Source organism: Marinobacter daqiaonensis, from assembly GCF_900115285.1.
Lineage (GTDB): Bacteria > Pseudomonadota > Gammaproteobacteria > Pseudomonadales > Oleiphilaceae > Marinobacter > Marinobacter daqiaonensis.
In genome coordinates this window covers 2,503,197-2,522,843 of record NZ_FOYW01000001.1, presented here as the reverse complement: position 1 = coordinate 2,522,843, position 19,647 = coordinate 2,503,197, and the positions used below count along the sequence as shown (strand labels likewise).

Annotated in this window: 17 protein-coding genes; 7 read left to right on the top strand and 10 right to left on the bottom strand. The window is 60.2% G+C overall.

The window, feature by feature from the left end; translation table 11 throughout:
- Nucleotides 1-64 precede the first annotated feature (64 nt).
- The 4 genes from BM346_RS11520 to BM346_RS11505 all read right to left on the bottom strand — a co-directional run bounded on the left by BM346_RS11520 (nt 65) and on the right by BM346_RS11505 (nt 3,979).
- Nucleotides 65-1,189: a L,D-transpeptidase family protein gene (locus BM346_RS11520; protein ID WP_227662814.1), complete on the bottom strand. Its 1,125-nt coding sequence runs from the start codon at nt 1,187-1,189 to the stop codon at nt 65-67.
- A gap of 112 nt (nt 1,190-1,301) precedes the next feature.
- Nucleotides 1,302-1,871 (bottom strand): TMEM165/GDT1 family protein, encoded by a 570-nt coding sequence (locus BM346_RS11515; protein ID WP_092012441.1) that lies wholly within the window; start codon nt 1,869-1,871, stop codon nt 1,302-1,304.
- Nucleotides 1,872-2,148: 277 nt separating this feature from the next.
- Complete coding sequence (locus BM346_RS11510; RefSeq protein WP_092013650.1) at nt 2,149-2,577, bottom strand: MarR family transcriptional regulator; 429 nt, start codon at nt 2,575-2,577, stop codon at nt 2,149-2,151.
- A gap of 124 nt (nt 2,578-2,701) precedes the next feature.
- Nucleotides 2,702-3,979 (bottom strand): MFS transporter, encoded by a 1,278-nt coding sequence (locus BM346_RS11505; protein ID WP_092012438.1) that lies wholly within the window; start codon nt 3,977-3,979, stop codon nt 2,702-2,704.
- 311 nt (nt 3,980-4,290) lie between these two features.
- Between BM346_RS11505 and BM346_RS11500 the strand changes: the two genes are divergently transcribed.
- The gene (locus tag BM346_RS11500; RefSeq protein ID WP_092012436.1) at nt 4,291-5,199 is read left to right on the top strand and encodes a WYL domain-containing protein; all 909 of its coding nucleotides are present in this window, start codon (nt 4,291-4,293) and stop codon (nt 5,197-5,199) included.
- A 52-nt stretch (nt 5,200-5,251) separates the two neighbouring features.
- Nucleotides 5,252-6,976 carry an ExeM/NucH family extracellular endonuclease gene (locus tag BM346_RS11495; RefSeq protein WP_092012433.1) on the top strand — a complete coding sequence of 575 codons (1,725 nt, stop codon included), beginning with the start codon at nt 5,252-5,254 and terminating at the stop codon, nt 6,974-6,976.
- A 43-nt stretch (nt 6,977-7,019) separates the two neighbouring features.
- Here BM346_RS11495 and queE read toward each other — a convergent pair whose 3' ends face one another.
- A complete protein-coding gene (queE, locus tag BM346_RS11490) occupies nt 7,020-7,697 on the bottom strand; it encodes a 7-carboxy-7-deazaguanine synthase (protein ID WP_092012430.1) in 678 nt (225 codons plus the stop codon).
- Nucleotides 7,697-8,362 carry a 7-cyano-7-deazaguanine synthase QueC gene (gene queC / locus BM346_RS11485; RefSeq protein WP_092012427.1) on the bottom strand — a complete coding sequence of 222 codons (666 nt, stop codon included), beginning with the start codon at nt 8,360-8,362 and terminating at the stop codon, nt 7,697-7,699. Before queC ends, queE begins: the two co-directional genes overlap by 1 nt.
- Before the next feature lie 163 nt (nt 8,363-8,525).
- On the opposite strand from queC, the gene BM346_RS11480 reads away from it, so the two are divergent.
- The 3 genes from BM346_RS11480 to BM346_RS11470 all read left to right on the top strand — a co-directional run bounded on the left by BM346_RS11480 (nt 8,526) and on the right by BM346_RS11470 (nt 10,417).
- The gene (locus BM346_RS11480) at nt 8,526-9,047 is read left to right on the top strand and encodes a 3'-5' exonuclease (protein ID WP_092013646.1); all 522 of its coding nucleotides are present in this window, start codon (nt 8,526-8,528) and stop codon (nt 9,045-9,047) included.
- 670 nt (nt 9,048-9,717) lie between these two features.
- A complete protein-coding gene (locus BM346_RS11475; RefSeq protein ID WP_092012424.1) occupies nt 9,718-9,990 on the top strand; it encodes a hypothetical protein in 273 nt (90 codons plus the stop codon).
- An 82-nt stretch (nt 9,991-10,072) separates the two neighbouring features.
- Nucleotides 10,073-10,417 (top strand): hypothetical protein, encoded by a 345-nt coding sequence (locus BM346_RS11470; protein ID WP_092012422.1) that lies wholly within the window; start codon nt 10,073-10,075, stop codon nt 10,415-10,417.
- 22 nt (nt 10,418-10,439) lie between these two features.
- Here BM346_RS11470 and BM346_RS11465 read toward each other — a convergent pair whose 3' ends face one another.
- Nucleotides 10,440-11,999: a sensor domain-containing diguanylate cyclase gene (locus tag BM346_RS11465; protein WP_092012419.1), complete on the bottom strand. Its 1,560-nt coding sequence runs from the start codon at nt 11,997-11,999 to the stop codon at nt 10,440-10,442.
- 214 nt (nt 12,000-12,213) lie between these two features.
- Between BM346_RS11465 and BM346_RS11460 the strand changes: the two genes are divergently transcribed.
- Both BM346_RS11460 and ybaK read left to right on the top strand, forming a co-directional pair.
- Nucleotides 12,214-13,506, top strand: a complete 1,293-nt coding sequence (locus BM346_RS11460; protein WP_092012416.1) for an MFS transporter — start codon at nt 12,214-12,216, stop codon at nt 13,504-13,506.
- Between the two features lie 54 nt (nt 13,507-13,560).
- Nucleotides 13,561-14,028 carry a Cys-tRNA(Pro) deacylase gene (gene ybaK, locus BM346_RS11455; RefSeq protein WP_092012413.1) on the top strand — a complete coding sequence of 156 codons (468 nt, stop codon included), beginning with the start codon at nt 13,561-13,563 and terminating at the stop codon, nt 14,026-14,028.
- A 311-nt stretch (nt 14,029-14,339) separates the two neighbouring features.
- Here the strand turns inward: ybaK and BM346_RS11450 are convergent, their stop codons facing one another.
- The 3 genes from BM346_RS11450 to BM346_RS11440 form a co-directional block, all read right to left on the bottom strand.
- Complete coding sequence (locus tag BM346_RS11450) at nt 14,340-16,586, bottom strand: NADP-dependent isocitrate dehydrogenase (RefSeq protein WP_092012410.1); 2,247 nt, start codon at nt 16,584-16,586, stop codon at nt 14,340-14,342.
- Between the two features lie 262 nt (nt 16,587-16,848).
- Nucleotides 16,849-18,849, bottom strand: coding sequence for an acetoacetate--CoA ligase (locus BM346_RS11445; protein ID WP_092012406.1), 2,001 nt, complete (start codon nt 18,847-18,849; stop codon nt 16,849-16,851).
- A gap of 14 nt (nt 18,850-18,863) precedes the next feature.
- Complete coding sequence (locus BM346_RS11440) at nt 18,864-19,643, bottom strand: 3-hydroxybutyrate dehydrogenase (protein WP_092012403.1); 780 nt, start codon at nt 19,641-19,643, stop codon at nt 18,864-18,866.
- Between the last annotated feature and the right edge of the window lie 4 nt (nt 19,644-19,647).

The following is a 19,647-nucleotide window of genomic DNA, read 5'->3' as shown; positions in this document are numbered from 1 at the left end:
CTTACGTCCGTCAGACCGGTGTCCGCAACCGGTTGTTAGCGTGCCTTAACACAAGGAGCGGAAATCAGAACCATTGCTGCGGCGCTGACTCCGTCTGTGTCGCACCGGACCGGTTGACACCCGGCGTCGCCGATTCGGGTTTTGCAGGCTCGGTCCGACTCGCGACCTGGGTTACCTTCTCGCCGATTCTCCGGGGAATGCCGTCCGCCTGGTCCACCGCCATCTCAACCGCCTGGCGCTGGATCTCCAGACCTTTTACGCTGTCAGTAAATCTGGCCAGTTGCTCGCTGACCTGCTCCCAGAGACGCTCTTTCTCCTCGCTGGGGTATTCTTCCTTCGCCCGGTGAACCTCCAGCCAGACCTCGCCCTCGTGCATGCCGATTTTGACCGGCTGGTGAACCACCTGAACCGGGGTCCCCTTGGCAACCTCATGTACAAACCGGGAAATATCCTGGTTGTACATACGGAAACAACCGTGACTGACCTGCATGCCGACACCGAAACCCTTGTTGGTGCCGTGGATCAGATAGCCTTCCTCGCTCAGCACCAGGGCGTGGGTTCCCAGCGGATTCTCGGGCCCCGGTGGAATCATCCGGGGCAGGTACTCGCCGCGGGCATCGAATTCCGCCCGGATGCTCGCCGGCGGATACCAGGCGGGTGACTCAAGTCCCATGGTTACCTTGGCATCGGTGATCGGCGAGGGATTCTCTTCTGTTCCTACGCCCACCGGGAAGACCTGGACCCCCCCGTCGCGAAAATAGTAGAGCCGGTACTCGGCCAGATTGATCACAATACCCTCCCGCCGGGACTCCGGGAGAACATACTGCCGGGGCAGGGTGATGCGGTTGCCATCGCCGGGCAGCCAGGGGTCAACGCCAGGATTGGCCTTTACCAGTTCAAGGTAGCCGAGGCTGAGGCGATTGCCCAGTTCCGCGAAGGTATCCTCATACCGGGTTGTCACAACCTGCAGGTTACCCGCAAGATCTCCCTTCAGTGCCCATACCGGTGAGCGGGCACGACTGTCCTTCCCGGAAGCTCCGGTCTCGCTTTCGTCGGCCCTGACCACGCTGCCCTGGCCCGCCTGGCTTCCCTCGGCAGCTCGTTCAGCCGCCATCGCCGGCATCAAGGCTGTTCCCGCCAGCAAAAGCGAAGCGGTAAGACCCGCCGTCAAAACTCTGGATATTGCCATTCTGGTGTTCCTGCTTCCTGATTGTCCGGTTCCCTGGACAGCTCTGTCATGATTGAGTGTCTGATTGGTCAAACGTCCAGGAGTTCCTTCCTGTCGCATTGATTGACGGTCGTTAAAACCCGTTTACTGCGGCGAAAACCGTGATAATGGCCAGTATCAGGAAAAGCACACTGGCACTGATTCTCGCGGTCGCCAGCGGCAGCCGCTCCATCAGCCACCTGCCCGCGATAATCACCGGAATATTTGCCGCCAGCATACCAACGGTTGTGCCGACAATCACCCAGAAGGTCTCATCGTAGCGTGCCGCCAGCACAACCGTGGCAATTTGTGTCTTGTCACCAACCTCGGCGAGAAAAAACATCATCGTGGTTGCGCCAAAAGCCCCCAGCCCCAGCAGTCGTGAATCCTCGCTGTCGTCCTTGTCCGGAAACAGCAACCACAGGGCGATGGCGACAAAACTGCCGGCCACCAGCCAGGGCACCCAGGTGTCCGGCAGCCAGCTGGCTACCCAGGCCCCGAGCAGCGCCGAAAGACCATGATTGGCTAGGGTTGCGACGAGGATACCGAAGATGATCGGGGTGCGCTGATGAAAGCGGGTAATCAGAAAGAGGGAGAGAAGCTGGGTCTTGTCACCAATCTCGGCGACAGCCACGGAAAGGGTAGAGGCGAGGAAAGCATCCATAAGGTTGATGTTCCAGGGCGGAGTGTCCAGACATGAGGTACCACCACCCTCCGCCCATGGAAAAGTGGATGTACCCCAGGTCTTGTCAATTCCGTCGTCATTCACCGGCCCAGGTGAGGGATGACAACGGAAACGTGATGGCCATGGAGATGTGCTCCAAGTATGTTGACCATCACCCGCGGCGCTCACGAAAACCCTGAACGTCGCGGAGACTACTCCCCTGAAGGAGGTGAGAGAATAGCGAGTTGAAACAGATAACTCAACCGCTGTGCCCTGACTATTTCTTCAGTTTTGCGGCATTTTCCATGACGCGATTGAACACCCCCAACGCCACTTCCAGATCCTTGTCGTCGATGCCTTCCAGCATTTCGTCCCGCAGGATATCGCCCCGCTCGTTCAGATCGCTCATGAAACGCTCGCCGGCGGGAGTCAGGTAAAGCCTGCGGGCCCGGCGGTCGCGCTTGCAGGGACGCCGCTCGATAAGGCCCTGCTCCTCGAGGCTGTCCAGCAGGCGCACCAGGGTCGGATTTTCAATGGCCATCAGGTGAGCGAGCTCACGCTGGGTCAGGCCTTCGCCGCCGCGCTGGAGGTATACCATGGTTGACCAGCGTGCCTGGGTCACGCCCAGGTCCTTCAGCCGCTCGTCAAGCAACTTCCGCCAGCGTCGGGTAACCCGTGCCACAGCAAACGGGAACTGTTCTCTGATACTCTGCTGATCCATGATCCTGTCCTTTTCCGATATTCAGCAATAGTAAGCTAATCATTGAGACGATCACAAGTTACGCATTGATCAGATTTGCGTGAGATCAAATGCATTTGTGCATTACTTATCAGCTTGCCTGTCTGAATGTTTCCTCCTTCACCACGTCGGAGGCATGAAATTCTTCGTTTCGCGGATCGATTTCCACCAGCACGGAAGATGCCTCGGGCATCGTTGCAACAAAGTGTTCCTGGTCTTCCACCGGAACGTCCCAGGTGCTGCTGATCCGATAACCGGTTGCCACCGTCAGCAGCAGAAGAAAGCCCGCACTGCCCCAGAACAGACCCGCCGGCCCCAGCCGTCCCATCAGCTCCGCCATCACCACCGGCCCGATGACACTGCCGATGCCGTAACTGAGTAACAGCGTAGCACTGGCCGCCACGATCCTGTGGGTTTCCATCCGGTCATTGGTGATCGCCACAGCGATAGGGTAAAGGGTGGCGGAGAGGCCGGTAAACAGACCCACCAGCAGCATGAGCAGGGTCATGTTGGTGCTGCCGATCATGGCTACCGCAACCGCCGTGATGGCGGCAACCAGCGACACGACGAACATCACGCGACGCCGGTCAAAACTGTCGCAGACCCGGCCCAGAGGCCAGGCCAGAAGCATCGCGGCAATAATGGCTGCCGCCATGAAAATGGATGTCCGGGTAACGTCCAGCCCCGCCATGGTGGCATAGACCGGCCCCAGGGCGTAGAAGGCGCCAATAAGCACACCACAGATCAGAGCGCCGGCAACCCCGGTGAAGGACTCCCTTGCCAGGGTAAAGAAGGACAGGCGATCAGCGGTCTCGATGACCGGCGCCTCCATCCGGGTCAGGGAAAGGGGAATGAGGGCCAGCGTCAGCAGGATGGCCGCCAGGGTAAATGGCATGAAGCTGGCCGGGTTACCCAGGTTGACGACAAGCTGGCCGCCCGCCGCGGCGATGTAGAACACGATCTGATAGACGGCGAAGAGTGCGCCCCGGTTGGTGTTGGTGGCGCGACTGGAAAACCAGCTTTCGATCACAACCAGCACACCGGCAATGCTGAAACCCGAGATCACCCTTAGCACGGCCCAGAGCCCCATAGTCACGGAGATCGGGTAGACCAGCGCCGCTACCGCTGACAGGGCCGCGAATACCGCGAATGCCCGAATGTGCCCGACCCGGGCAATGACTTTCTGGACATAGAGAGTGCCGAGCACGAAACCGATGGAGTAGCACACCAGCACCCAACCGATAATGGAGGGCTCGATCTGCTCAATACTGAGGCGGATACCCAATAGAGTCGTCAGAAAGGCATTGCCGCTGACCAGAAGGATAATGCTGATGATCAGCGCAGACAGTGACGCCACCATACGGGTCATCGATTGTACTCCGGGATTGTTCAGAAATGCCCTGAGCCCACGCCTGCAACGGCAACCGAGGTACTGCAGATAGAGAAACCTTTATTTAAGCATCCAATCGATTAGACAGCCATTACGCAGTTGCCGAAACGGTATCGGATCTGATCATAAAAACACCGCTGCAGGTCGCACCCCGCCTGAGTTTTACAAAATTTTACATTAATCGCCCGTAACACACCGACCCGTTGCAATGCTGCTAACATCGGTAGGGTGATCATGGATCGGTCATTGTCGACCTGACCTCTTTTAGCCATCATCAAGAGCCCGACATCATGAAAAAAACGGAATGGCCCATTCGCTGGGATCTGCTGCTGCGTTACCGCCTGATAGAAATCGTTGCCCTCTGGGAAGGTCGTCTGACAACCAATCATATCTGCCATGGCTTCGGCATTGGTCGCCAACAGGCATCCAAGGACATCAATACCTATTTGCGTGAACTGGCCCCCGGCAACCTCGTCTACGACAGGCACCTCAAAGGCTATATCCCCGCTCCGGACTTCCAGCCCGTGGTGACCCGCGGTGAACCCCAGGAATACCTGGAGCTGGCCTGCAGGCACCAGGCATTGAGCCAGTGTTTTGAGAACCTCGATATCGGACTGCCGGACAGCTGCGTGGTGCGGGCCCCATGCCGTCAGGCCAGCCCGGAGGTTACCCGCTCGGTCATTACCGCATGCCGGCAGAAACGCAAGCTGGACATCCGTTACCTGACGCTCGACAACCCGGACGGCGAGTCCCTCTTACTGGAGCCCCACACCCTCGTGCTCACCGGTCAGGGCTGGCATGTACGGGCATGGAGTGACAAACGGGAAGGATTCGGCGATTATCGCCTCAGCCGGATCGCCGGCAAAATGCAGGTGTGCCGTGAAAAATCCCGTCACCGGGAAGAACACGACGAACGCTGGAACCGCATGATCAGCCTCCGGCTACAGCCCACCTCCGGCCTGAATGCTGCCCAGCGCAAACTGGTCTGTGCCGATTTCGGACTTGAAGATGGCCCCATGGAAGTGCGTGCCCGGGAGGCAATACTACCCTGGCTGTTACCCATGCTCGGCCTTGACTCCGGTGGTCGCGAGGGCGAGATTCCCGGCACGCCGCTGGAACTGGTAAACGGTGAGGCACTGCCCGCCTGGCTGAAAAGGTCGACGCGCCAGCAGACGGCAACCCACGCTGATACGATCTGACCTGACCACCGGGGCTGCCCATAACGAAGCAACGGAGTCCGCTGCCCCGTATATGCTTAAAACCACCGCTGTACTGATCCTGCTCTCCCTCCCGGCCATCGTCCAGGGAGACGCCTGCCCTGAGCCCCACACGCCCATTTCCGACATTCAGGGCAGCAACGACCACTCTCCCATGAGCGGTACCGTGGTAGCCGTGGAGGGCATCATCACCCTCGATGTGCGTCAGGCGGGCGGCTTTCAGGGCTTCTACCTGCAACAATCCGCCGATCACCAAGACGACAACCCGGAAACCTCCGAAGGCCTCTTTATTCACACCCACTTCCGCGAGGGCAGTCAGGGGGATCTGGTGCGTGTCGAAGGCCGGGTCAACGAATACTACGGACTCACCGGACTGACAGACGTTAAGAATCTGGCTGTATGCGCCCACCCCGGCCTGCCGGCACCGCGCCCCCTGGCATTTCCGACAGATTCCCGAGACCTGCTGGAACACCTTGAGGGTATGGTGGTGGCCCTGAGCGAACCGCTGGAAGTTACCGATACCTGGAACCTCGGCAAGTATGGAGAACTGGCACTGGCCCCACGCCATCAGTTCATCCCCACCCAGCTTGAACGGCCCGGTCCCGGCATAGCGACCCTATACCAGCAGCAGGAACTGGAGCGCCTGCTTGTGGATGACGGGCATCGGAAACGGGCGCCCCGTCCCGTGCCCTACCCTCCTGGCGGGCTGTCCCCGGACAACCCGCTTCGCATCGGCGATCGCGTCCACAATCTGGTTGGCGTGATGGATTTCCGCTTCGGCGACTGGCGACTGCAGCCCCTCGGAACACCCGAATTCGAGACCGCCAACCCCCGACAGTCCGCTCCGGAACGGCATCCGGATGCCAACCTGCGGGTGGCGTCGCTGAACCTGGGCAACCTGTTCAATGGCGACGGCTCCGGTGGCGGTTTTCCTTCCTCCCGGGGCGCTGCCTCGTCATCGCAATTCAGGGCCCAGCTGGGCCGGATCGCGACCCAGATAAAGGCCATCGCGCCGGACATCCTGGCGGTAGCCGAGCTGGAGAACGACGGTTATGGTGCCGATAGTACCCTCGTGGACCTGGCTACCGCTCTTGGGCCGGAGTGGGCGTTCGTGGAGACCGCCGCGCGTCCCGGTAACGATGAGATTCGCAACGCCCTGCTATACCGGAGTGACCGTGTAAGACCGGAGGGATCGCCGGTACTCCTGGACGCTGGCGCGTTCCGGCGCTGGCACCGGCCCCCTGTGGCCCAGGATTTCCGGTTAGCGAATGGAAAGCAGACCCTGACACTGGTCGCCGTGCACCTGAAATCCAAGCGCTGCTCAAAGGCTCCTGCAGACCAGCAGGACCAGGGCGATGGTCAGGGCTGCTACGCCGACGCCAGGGTTGAGGCGGCCAGGGCCCTTGCACAGTGGCCGAAGGGAGTGTCGCGGCGGTTGCTGGTGGGTGATTTCAATGCCTACGCCCGGGAGGATCCGCTGGAAGTCCTCGGCAAGAAGGGATTCACCGATCTGATCCGGCACTTCCACGGCCTGAGGAATGCCACGTACCGCTATCACGGTCGGGCGGGAACCCTGGATTATCATCTGGCCGACGAGTTGTTGATGCCCCACGTACTGGCCAGCCATATCTGGTCAGCAAATGCCGACGAGCCAAGGCTGTGGAGCTATCAGGAGGACCGCCCGCCTGCCGGGCATGAAGGTATGCCCTGGCGCGCCTCCGACCACGATCCGGTAATCACCGACCTCCGGCTGGACTGACGCGAGAGCGCCAGTTTTCCACCTGGCGCCGGATCGGGACGCCTTAATCGATACCGACTATCTTGTGCATCTGCAGGGTCAGACGCCAGCGAGGGTGCTTCAGGCAATAGTCCACCGCCTTGCGGGTATTGCTCGCCTTGACCGGATCCCGCCCATCCTCCGGCAGCGACGGCGATGCCATGGGCGAAAGAAAATAGTGTTGGGCCTGGATTTCAAGGAAGCGTTCAGGAAGGGCCAGGGGCTGCGGATAGACCAGCTTCAGCTCGTCGCACTCCCGGATCACCACAGTCGCATCCGCTTTCGGGCTGACACAGAGCCAGTCAATCCCGGCCGGGGCGGGAAGCGTGCCATTGGTTTCCACGCCGACTTCAAAACCCTGCTCGTGAAAAGCCCTGATCAGCGCCTCGTCGAGTTGCAACAGGGGCTCCCCCCCGGTGCATACCACATAGGGCCGGATGCCGGTCTCGACATCCGCCATCGGGTCACCGGGCCAGAGGGCGGCAACATGACCGGCCAGCTCTGCTGCCGTGGCGAACCGGCCGCCATTCTGGCCATCAGTACCGACAAAATCCGTATCACAGAAATTGCACACCGCCGAAGCCCGGTCCGCCTCCCGGCCAGTCCAGAGATTGCACTTGCTGAAGCGACAGAAGACCGCCGCCCGGCCTGCCTGGGCACCCTCGCCCTGAAGGGTATAGAAGGCTTCCTTGACCCGGTACATCAATTTCGCGCCTCGTAGGCCAGAGGATCGGTCTTACCGTTGGCGGCGAAGGCCTCCAGGCGCTCAACGCAGGAACCGCAGACCCCGCAGGCCTTTTCGCGACCGTTGTAGCAGGTCCATGTCTGACTGTAGTCGAGGCCCATGGCCAGACCCTCTGCGAGAATTTCCGACTTGTCCGCCAGCATATAAGGTGCCTCCACGGCCACTGGCTCGTAATTGGCAACCCGGCAGACAGCATCCATCTTCTCGATGAACTCCGGGCGGCAGTCCGGGTAGATGGCGTGGTCGCCGCCGTGGGCGCCGAACCAGACCGCATCACCCTTTACGGTAACCGCATAGCCGGTCGCAAGTGAGAGGAGGATCATGTTGCGGTTGGGCACGACTGTGGACTTCATGGTCTCCTCCTCGTAATGCCCTTCCGGCACCGGGCCTCCGCCGGTGAGGGAGGAACCTGACATCACCGTCTCCAGGGAGCGGATATCGATCACCCGGTGAGGAATGCCCAGACCCTCGCACACCTCGCTGGCTGCCTCCAGTTCCCGCACATGGCGCTGGCCATAGTCAAAGGAGAGGGCATGCACCCGATGGCCTTCCGCCAGGGCCCGGTGCAGGAGGGTAAAAGAGTCCATACCCCCGGAATAGATAACGACCACAGTTTTTGACACCCGTCCTCCTTACTGATCGGCCGGCCACCCCCGGTTCAGGGAAGCGCCGGGATTTCCCGGAAATGTTCGTCATATTGTAACAGTGCGGGCGGAGGATGGGTTCGCGTCTGACAACAGGGGCGGTTACACTTTGCAGACACTCCATCAACCGACCGACATGCCGATGACCCATCCCCAAACACCGGCCTTTATCGATTTCGAGGCTTCCAGCCTTGATCTGATTGCCAGTTACCCGATCGAGGTGGGTGTGTGTCTTGCGGACGGCTCTCTGCATAGTTGGCTGATTCATCCCCATGTGCTCTGGCAGGACTGGTCCGACACCGCAGAGGAAATCCACGGTATAACCCGGGATACTCTGATCGAAGAGGGCATCAGTGTCCGCCGGGTTGCTCACCACCTGAACGAGCTGCTCTCCGGGCCAGTCTTCTGTGATGCCTGGACCTTTGACAGTTTCTGGCTTCACAGGCTCTACCGGGCCGCGGACATGCGGCCTGCCTTCCAGCTGGAATCGGTATCCATGCTGCTTTCACCGGCGCAGATCCAGCGCTGGTCGGCCATCCGGCGCCAAGTAATCGAAGACCTCGGCCTGCCGGTTCACCGGGCCGCCAATGACGCCCGGATTCTTCACACCACCTGGCTCACCCTGACCGACGGTGCGGGCAGCAGTTCCACGATATCCACCTAAAAAAAAGGCGCTGCCGTGACCGGCAACGCCTAAACAATAAAGGAGAGATCACGCAGTAGCACACCTGCCACTGCGGATTTGCACAACGTAAAACACGTGACGGCGCGCATTATCCATCCCGCTCCCATTCCGGTCTGTAGGGGTTTGCCGAAGCCGCGGATTATGCCTATATCCCGATCCGAGGAACCCATTTGCAAAGGTCTCCGGGCACGATACACTCATCGTTGTCAGCGTGGCACATTCATGCCGGCGCTGACATTTCCGAATGCGTTACCTGACGACCTCGAAGAGCCGATATTTACCTGACGGGCAGAAAACCGACAGGCCCTGAATTCAGGGTCCGGCAATGATCCGGTGTGGGCCTGACGGCTGGAATGGGTCCTGAACCCTGAAGGTCTCTCAAACCCGAAGGTCTCTCAAAAAAAGTACCGATATGAAAAGTACCGATATGGCGAGTACCGATATTTTGAACAAGGCAATCCATCAACGTTTCCCGCAGACGCGCCCTCTGGCATTGGTGCCGGGCCGCGGAATGGCGAATTTCAGGTAAAGCTTTCGGTACGGCCCGGAAGCTCAGGCGACCGGGCATGCAGCATCTCTCGCATGAAAACCCGGTCCCCTGAGGCCGGGTTTTTGGTTTTTGCAGCCGCAGAACAGCGAGGAGAAGATTATGAACAGATCCCAGAACAGACGTGCCGCCACGCCACCGGCCAGCCAGCGCCCCGGCCCGATTCGTCAGCCAAACAAGCTGCCACTGCTGGATGCCATCTGCAAGAAACTGAACCAGCGGGTCAACCTGGAGGACGAGCAGCGGGTACTGGCGTTGTATGAGCGTGGCTGGATCTTCAAGGGCGTTCTGGCAAACCTTGGCGACGCCGAAGCCCGTTACGTGAAGGCTCTCGCCATTCGCTATGATTCGTGGATCGCCCGACAGGTTGCCTGATGGGCACTGCCGGAATCAGGAACAGGTTCTGGCGGTTCAAGTCCTGCTATAGTTGGCTCATGCATTCACCATGGAGCGTGTCATGAGCCAAACCTCTGTTGCCGATACCCTTCGCGAATACCTTTCCCTGCTGGAACTGCTCGACGACGCCTATTGGGAGGCCAGCTCCATCCAGCACAAGGACATGCTCTACGACATCATCAGCATCTTTCACCAGGAAGTGTCGGAGCTCAACAAGCTCAGCATCCAGGACCATCACTATCCCTACGAAGTGATCACTGAAGGTATGCGCCGCGTGGTTCCCCGGCTTGAACAGCTGGACGAGCAGCGCCTTGAGGTGATTCAGCGGACCCAGACCCTGACCGATTTCCGGGACATTGTGTCTTCGGTTCTGGGCATTCTGGAAGCCCAGCTGCGGACCATCTGAATACCCCGCGCGCCGCCCGGTTTCAGACACCGGGGGTCGCTATCGCGGTCCGGTTGCGCCCTTCTTCCTTGGCACGATACATGGCCCGGTCCGCCAGTTCGCAGAGCCCCTCGGCAGTGGTGGCGTGGTCGGGGAAAACCGCAACGCCGATGCTGATGGTGAGAGCCAGCGGCTCCCCCGAGGTGGTCAGAATAGGCTCGTCCGCTACCCGGTGACGGAGCCGCTCGGCGATTTCCTCCGCTTCCATCACCGACATCTCCGGCAGCACCACGATAAACTCCTCGCCACCGAAACGCCCGAGGGTGTCCACAGCACGGATGCTGTCCGCGAGCCTGAGGCTCACGGCCCTCAACACCTGATCGCCCACGGCGTGGCCATGGGTGTCGTTGACGTCCTTGAAGTGGTCGAGATCCACCCAGAGCACCGCCAACTGTCGCTGATAACGATTGGCCCGAATCACTTCCTCTTCCAGCAGTCGCTCGGTTTCCCGACGATTGAGCTGACCGGTCAGGGCATCAAGCGTCGCCAGCTCCGACAGGCGCTGCTCCAGTTCCTTCCGCTCGGTAATGTCCAGGACGATCCCTTCCAGCGCGAGGCCGCTGTTCTCCTCGATACTTCGACCCCGTTCCCAGACCCAGAGCCGTTCACCGTCAGCACGCAGAATCTCATATTCCAGTGAAAAGGAATCGGCGGACGCGATGGCCTGCTCAACGGCCTCCAGCACATCAGGACGATGTTCTGGCAGAATGATGTCAGTCCAGGCAATCCGATGGTTATCGATCAGATCTTCCGGTTGGTAACCGGTAAGTTCATGGCAGCCGCTGGAGACGAACTTCATGGTCCAGCGATCATCATAGAGACAGCGATAGGCCATGCCCGGAAGATTGTCCATGATGGTGGTCAGCTGCCGCTCGCGCTCCATGAGGCGCCGCTCTGCGGCCCGCCGTTCGGTAACATCCATACCAATGGCGATGGATCCCACCTCTTCCCCGCCGGTGTTCCGGAACGGCCTGGAGTTCCAGGCGATCAGCCGTTCATTGCCGTCACGGGTGAGGATCGTGGTTTCCAGGCCCTCCACCTCCTTGCCGCCCAGGTGGATGCCATCCACCTGGGCCAGAACCCAGTTCCGGTAATCCGGATCCGGGTAGAGCGCCTGCCAGATCCAATCACCGCCGGTGACTTCCTGCCCGGGATAACCACTGATTTTCTCAGCGGCCTTGTTCCATAACAGGATCCGCCCATTCTGGTCGAGAACATTGATCCAGATATTGGCATTGTCGATCACGCTTTCCTGGAACTGGCTGAGTCTCAGGATTTCTTCCCGCTGGTCCTGCTGCAGATCGAGTAGCTCCCGGTCCCGCTGGAACTGGCGGCGCAACACCAGGTAAAGCACCGCCGCCGTCACCGCGACAAAAGCCCAGCCCTTCCAAGTCTGGACCTGGGTCAGGGCGACCGGATCGCGTACCAGGCGCTCAACCCCGAGATCCGTGAGCAAAATCCACAGACTGCTGGCGATCAGGTAGGCAAGGGCGATCCAGAGAGCTCGCCTTGAGGGGGTGCCTCGTCCTCCGGTTTTTTCCATAGGCTGATCGTCCACACTGCTGCGTCAGGGCCAAAGAACAGGAAGCGACGGGCCTTTAAAGCACCACTGCAATCCATGAAGGGGTACCTGCCCTTTATGTCAACAGTAGTGCCTGGGAAAGACAGCGTCGACCACTTCCACATTTTTCCATGGCTGTCATACTGACGGAGCACACTGGCAGATCACCGAACCCGAACCAGCAAGGAATTCAGCCATGGCGTTGAGCCACCTGAAGGACATCCCGGAGGACCGCCGGGCACTCTGGTCCTGGGCCCTCTATGACTGGGCCAACAGCGCATTCTTCACCATCATCCTGACCTTCGTTTTTGCACGCTATTTCAGCCAGTCCGTGGTACAGGACGATGTGGCGGGCACGGAGGCCTGGGGCAATATCGTGGGTATTTCCGGCTTCGCGGTGGCCATACTGGCCCCGATACTGGGTGCCATCGCGGACCAGAATGGTCGCCGCAAACCCTGGCTGATGGCGTTTACCCTGCTGTGTGTGGTTGCCAGCGGCATGCTGTGGTTCGTGGAACCGCAGACCGGCGACTTCTGGCTGGCGGCCTTCTGGGTCAGTGTCGGTATTCTGGGCGCCGAGTGCGCCTTTATTTTCTACAACGCCATGCTGCCGGATCTCGCCTCATCGGTCCGGGTGGGACGTTGGTCCGGCTGGGCCTGGGGACTGGGGTACATCGGCGGCGTGTCCTGCCTGGTGGTCGCCCTGTTCGTGTTCATTGATGGCGATACCAGCTGGCTGGGCCTGGACCGGGACAATCTGGAACACGTCCGGGCCACCTTTGTACTCGTGGCCATCTGGTACCTTTTGTTCTCACTGCCGGCTTTCCTCTTCGTTCCGGACCAGCCCTCAAAAGGGGTGTCACTGCGACGCTCGGTCCGGCTCGGCCTCCGCCAGATAAGGGACTCCATCCGCCAGGCCCGGGAGTACGGTCACATACTGCGCTTCCTGGTTGCGCGCATGCTGTACACCGATGGCCTCGCCACCATCTTCACCTTCGGCGGAGTATACGCGGCCGGTACGTTTGCCATGGACCAGAGCCAGGTATTGCAGTTTGCCATTGCTCTCAACGTGACGTCAGGTCTTGGCGCCCTTGGCCTTGCATGGATAGATGATATCATTGGCGGCCGCAATACGGTGCTGCTGGCATTGGTGGGACTGGGATCCAGCGCGCTTGCCATCCTGGTGGTGGACACAGTGCTCTGGTTCTGGGTATGGGGCATGATTCTCGGCATCTTTGTCGGCCCCCTGCAGTCCGCCAGTCGCTCCTACATGGCCCGCGTCGCGCCACCCCACCTGCAAACCCAGATGTTCGGCCTGTTCGCCTTCTCGGGCAAGGCCACGGCCTTTGCCGGGCCGCTGCTGGTAGGCTGGGTGACCGCCGCAACCGGCAGCCAGAGATGGGGCATGAGCACGATTCTCGCCTTCCTGGTCGCGGGCTTTCTGATCATGCTGACGGTGCCCAGGGCCGCCGGCGATTCCGGGCGCTGACTTGGTGGGCTTTTGGCGCTATGCTTCCGGCTTCAGCGCTGACCGGAAGACCTCATGACTCCTGCTGTCGACCTGGCCCGCAAGGCGGGCATCGCCCACGAAATCCACGAGTACGAACACGACCCCAAGAGCCAGTCCTACGGCACGGAAGCGGCCGTCAAGCTGGGACTGGATCCGGACCGGGTGTTCAAGACCCTGGTGGTGGAAACCGACAGCGGCGAACTGGTTGTCGCAATCGTACCCGTCTCCGGCAACCTGAGCTTCAAGCAGATGGCAAAAGCGGCAAAGGCCAGGAAGGTTGCCATGGCAGAGAAACAGAAGGTCCAGCGAACCACGGGCTACGTGCTGGGCGGGGTCAGCCCCCTCGGACAGAAAAAACGACTGAGGACCGTCATCGACGACTCCGCTCACCGCTTCGAAACCATCCACGTCAGCGCCGGCCGCCGGGGCCTGGAGATCGAACTGGCACCAGCGGACCTGGCGAGCCTGACGGGGGCTTCGTTCGCGCCTGTGAGAGACTGATTTTTTTTGCCGCGGAATCCGCGGAAGGACGCGGAAAGAAAGGATTTTTAGCCACGGAAACCACGGAAGGACACGGAAAAAAAGATAAAAACTGATTAGCTAAGGATGACACCGACCCACATGGATGAAAAAGAACAGACTTTTCGGCCGTGTACGTCTTTGTCTAATAGTCTTTTTTCCGTGTCCTTCCGTGGTTTCCGTGGCTAATTTAGTTCTGTTTTTTCTTCCGCGTCCTTCCGCGGATTCCGCGGCTAAAACAAAAAACCCGGAGAGCGTCGTCGCTCCCCGGGTTCCTGGTGCCTGGCCGGAGTTTACTTGCCGGCTTCGGCGCGGGCCTCGTCGAGGATCTTGTTGAGAGTCTCGCTAGGCTGCATGATCTTGCAGACCTTGTCCGCCGGCGGATGGTAGTAACCACCGATATCCGCCGGATGACCCTGGATCACGCTCATTTCCTCGAGGATGGTGTCCTTGTTGTCTTCCAGCTTCTTTGACAGTTTCTCGAAGAAGGCCTTCAGATCCTTGTCCTCATCCTGGCTGGCCAGCTCTTCGGCCCAGTAACGGGCCAGGTGGAAGTGGCTGCCACGGTTGTCGAGTTCGCCGGTCACCCGTGACGGCGACTGGTTATTCTCCAGCAGGCGGCCGGTGGCCTTGTCCAGGGCCTGACCCATCAGGCGGGCACGGGCGTTGTCCTTCTTCTCACCCAGCTCTTCCAGCGACACCGCAATGGCCAGGAACTCTCCCAGGGAATCCCAGCGCAGATGGTTCTCTTCCAGCAGCTGCTGGACGTGCTTGGGAGCGGAGCCACCGGCACCGGTCTCATACAGGCCGCCACCATTGAGCAGCGGAACGATGGACAGCATCTTCGCGCTGGTGCCCAGTTCCAGAATGGGGAACAGGTCGGTCAGGTAGTCACGCAGGACGTTGCCGGTCACGGAGATGGTGTCGAGGCCGCGGATCAGGCGCTCCATGGTCCAGCGGATAGCACGGACGGGCGACATGATGTGGATTGCCAGACCCTCGGTATCATGCTCCTTCAGGTAGGTCTCCACCTTCTTGATCAGTTCGGCGTCGTGGGGACGCTCATCGTCCAGCCAGAACACAGCGGGCATGCCGCTGGAACGGGAACGATTCACCGCCAGCTTGACCCAGTCACGGATGGGCAGGTCCTTGGTCTGGCAGGCGCGCCAGATATCGCCCTCGGACACGGTGTGCTCGGTCAGAACGGTGCCTTCATCGGTCACAATCCGGACCGTTCCCTCTTCCGGAATCTCAAAGGTCTTGTCGTGGGAGCCGTATTCCTCGGCCTTCTGGGCCATCAGACCGACGTTGGGAACCGTACCCATGGTGGTGGGATCAAAGGCACCGTGGGTCTTACAGAAATTGATGACTTCCTGGTAGATGGTGGCGTACGTGGACTCCGGCATGACCGCCTTGGTGTCCTTGAGCTTGCCATCCCGGGCCCACATCTTGCCGGAGTTGCGGATCATCGCCGGCATGGAGGCATCAACGATTACGTCGCTGGGCACGTGGAGGTTGGTGATGCCCTTGACCGAATCCACCATGGCGATCTCGGGGCGATGCTCGTAGGTCTTGTGCAGGTCTTCCTGGATCTGCTCCTGCTTGGACTCCGGCAGCTGCTTGATTCTCTCGAGTACGGAGGAAAGGCCGTTGTTGGGATTGACGCCGATTTCATCGAACACATCGCCGTACTTCTCGAACAGCTCCTTGTAGAAGACCTTCACTGCGTGACCGAACACGATGGGGTGGGAGATCTTCATCATGGTGGCCTTGACGTGCAGGGAGAACATCACCCCGGTCTTCTCGCAATCGTCGATGGCGTCCTCGAAGAACTTCACCAGGTGCTTCTTGCTCATGAACATGCCGTCCAGCACCTCACCCGCCTGCAGTGGCAGCTCGGGCTTGAGGACGGTCTGCTTGCCGTGGACATCCTCGAAAACAATGCGGGCATTGGTGGCCTTGTCGAGGGTGACGGACTGTTCGCTTGAGTAGAAATCACCACCCCGCATATGGGCCACGTGGGTGCGGGAAGCCGGGCTCCATTCACCCATGGAATGGGGGTGCTTGCGGGCGAACGCCTTGACCGCGGCCGGAGCCCGGCGGTCGGAGTTACCTTCACGGAGAACCGGATTCACGGCACTGCCCAGCACCTTGGAGTAACGGGCCCGGACTTCCTTTTCTTCGTCGGTTTGGGGGTTTTCCCGGTATTCCGGAACCTTGTAGCCCTGCTCGTTCAGCTCCTTGATGGCGGCACGCAGCTGGGGAATTGACGCACTGATGTTCGGCAGCTTGATGATGTTGGCTTCTGGATTCTTGGTGTATTCACCCAGTTCCGCCAGGTCGTCGGGTACACGCTGGTCTTCTTCAAGGTAATCGGGGAACGTAGCCAGGATACGGGCGGCCAGGGAAATGTCGCTGGTCTCGAAGGTGATACCCGCCGGGGCAGTAAACGTCTGCAGGATGGGCAGAAGAGAGCGGGTCGCCAGTGCCGGAGCTTCGTCGGTCAGTGTGTAGACAATCTTTGGATTTGATTCTGTCATGTGCGTCCTCGAGGTTGGTTGTCAGTTCAGGACGGTCAGGGCTGACACCGGTGTCTTGTGGACTCCGGATAAGAGCAGACACTGATTACGAACTATTATTGGAGCTGGTAAATATACCAGTTTTTGTGTATCTCAGGTTACGATTTTAGTCTAAAGTCGCCCCTCTGTCGGTTGACATACTCTGGCGAAGCCGCCCCGAAAACGGGGTTTGCCGGCGTCCCTGCCGGCAAATGATCGAGGAATTTTCGCAGCGTCAAAGACCTCAGGAAGAAGTGTCCGCACCCAGTAGGCCAGCCGTCTGCAGGGCTTCGCGGATCCGGTCCAGGGCCTCGGGATTGGCCATGGCGTCACGATTGTCCGCCCGTGCCGAACCGTTGACCAGGCGGGCCACCGCGAGCTCCACTTTCTTGCCGCTGCGCGTATAAGGGATATCCGAAACGGCGATGATATGCCTGGGCACATGGCGTGGACTGGCGCCCTCACGGATGCGTGTTTTCAGCTGTTTCCTCAGTTCCTCGTCGACCTCCTGACCCTGAGCGGGTACCACCAGCAAGAGCACCTCCACGTCGCCCTCCACCTGCCGGCCCACCACCAGGCTGTCAGCGACCGCATCCACGGTCTCCACCTGACGATAGATCTCCGCGGTGCCAATCCGGACACCTCCCGGGTTCAGCGTGGCATCCGAGCGGCCGTAGATGATGGCACCGCCATGCTCGGTGAATTCGATAAAGTCCCCATGGGCCCAGACTCCGGGAAAGGTGTCGAAGTAGGCGCTGAAATAACGCTCGCCGTCCGGATCATTCCAGAAGCACACCGGCATGGAGGGCAGGGGCTGGCGACAGACCAGTTCACCCCGGCCTTCAGTCACCGGCTTGCCGTCGTCGCCGTAGGCAACGGCGTCCACTCCCAGGAAGCGGCACTGGATTTCACCGCGTCGCACCGGCAGCAAAGGCGTGGCGCCCACGAAGCAGCCACAGATGTCGGTGCCGCCGGCAATGGAGCCCAGCAACACCTCCGGAGCGCCGTCCTGGTAGACCCAGTCGTAATCCTCGGGCAACAGTGGAGAGCCAGTGGAGAAGACAATCCGCAGCTTGCTCTGATCCAGTTCCCGGGCCGGGCGGATCTCCGCCTTGCGGCAGCCGGCGATGAAACGGGCACTGGTGCCGAAATGGGTGACCTTTTCCCTGGCAACGACTTCCCACAGCATGCCCAGGGTCGGATAGCCCGGCGAACCGTCGACAGTGATCACGGCAGCGCCGGTCATCAGCGCGGATACCTGCCAGTTCCACATCATCCAGCCACAGGTGGTGAAATAGAGGAAACGGTCATCCGGGCCAACATCGCCATGGAGCATCAGTTCCTTGGCATGATTCACCAGCAGGCCCGCGCTGCCATGAACAATGCACTTTGGCTTGCCGGTGGTGCCCGAGGAAAACAGGATGTAAACGGGGTGATCCGGCGGCAGCGGAGTGAAGGACGGCGCCCGACCTTCGCCCGCGGCAAGGGCGGCATCCCAGGTGGTCACCAGCTCGCCGGGAACCGGCTCATCATCCGGCAACTGGGCGATGCTGATCACGCACTTGAGGGAAGGCAGGTCCTCGACCAGTTCGCGGAAATCCTGCTGACGCCGGAACACCTTGCCGCCATAGCCGTACCCATTGACCGTAATAAGCGCAGTCGGCTCGATCTGACCAAAACGGTCCTTGATGGCGCCAACGCCGAAGTCCGGCGATGCGGAACTCCAGATGGCCCCCATGCTGGTCGCCGCCAGCATACCCACAATCGCTTCATAGCCGTTGGTGACGATGCCGGCTACCCGATCACCTTCGTAGATGCCCCGCTGGCGCAAAAACGCTTCCATCGCACCAACATCGGCTTTCAGCTCCCGATAGCTCTTGCGTAACACGGGCCGTGTCTCGCAATAGGCGACAACCGCCTCCTGATCGCCATGCTCGCCATCGGCGAGACGCAGCAGGTTGGCGGCGAAATTGAGCCTCATCCCCGGGAACCATTCCGTGCCGGGCATCTCCCGCTTGCCCAGCACACCGTCGGCTGGCGTATCACAGACCAGACCACAGTATTCCCAGATTTTTTCCCAGAAAACGTCCAGATCACTGATGGACCACTGGTGCAGGGCGTGATAGTCGTCGAAGAGGCCACAGCCCTGGGCTTCAAGCCAGGCCTTGAACTTGCCCATGCGGGAATGTTCAAGGGTTTCCCGGGACGGAGTCCAGACTATCGGTGATGGTTCTGTAGTGCTCATCCGAATCTCCTGTATTACTGCATGTGCCAGCCGTGGCTGACCACGATGGACTGACCGGTAAGGGCGGCGGACGGGAAGGCAGCCAGGTGAACGGCCAGCTCGGCGACGTCCTCCACGGTGGTGAATTCGCCGTCGACGGTGTTCTTGAGCATCACGTTACGGATGACCTCCTCTTCGGAAATGCCCAGCTCCTTCGCCTGTTCCGGAATCTGCTTTTCCACCAGCGGCGTGCGCACGAAACCGGGGCAGATGATGTTGCTGCGAACCCCATGTTCGGCACCTTCTTTCGCGACGGCCCGGCAAAGACCGAGCATGCCATGTTTGGCGGCCACGTAGGGCGACTTCAGGGGCGAAGCTTCCAGAGAATGAACCGACCCCATATAAAGCATGACGCCCCCGCCGCTGGCATACATCTGCCTGAGGGCAGCGCGCGTTACCAGAAAGGCACCGTCGAGATGGACGTTCATGACCTTCCTCCAGTCGGCGAAAGCCAGCTTGTGGACAGGGTCGATGTGTTGCACGCCAGCATTGGCGAGAGCGATATCCAGACTCCCCCAACGTTCAACGATGGCATCGACACCGTTGTCCACCGCCTGCTCATCGGTAACATCCATGGCCAGTGCCATGGCGGTGCCACCAGCCGCCTCAATCGCCGAGACGGTATCGGCAGCAGCCTCTTCAGTCAGGTCCGCCACCGCCACTTTCGCCCCTTCGCGAGCATAAGCCTCGGCAATGGCGCGACCGATACCCCGGCCCGCGCCCGTGATCAGGGCAACACGATTGTTCATACGCATGATT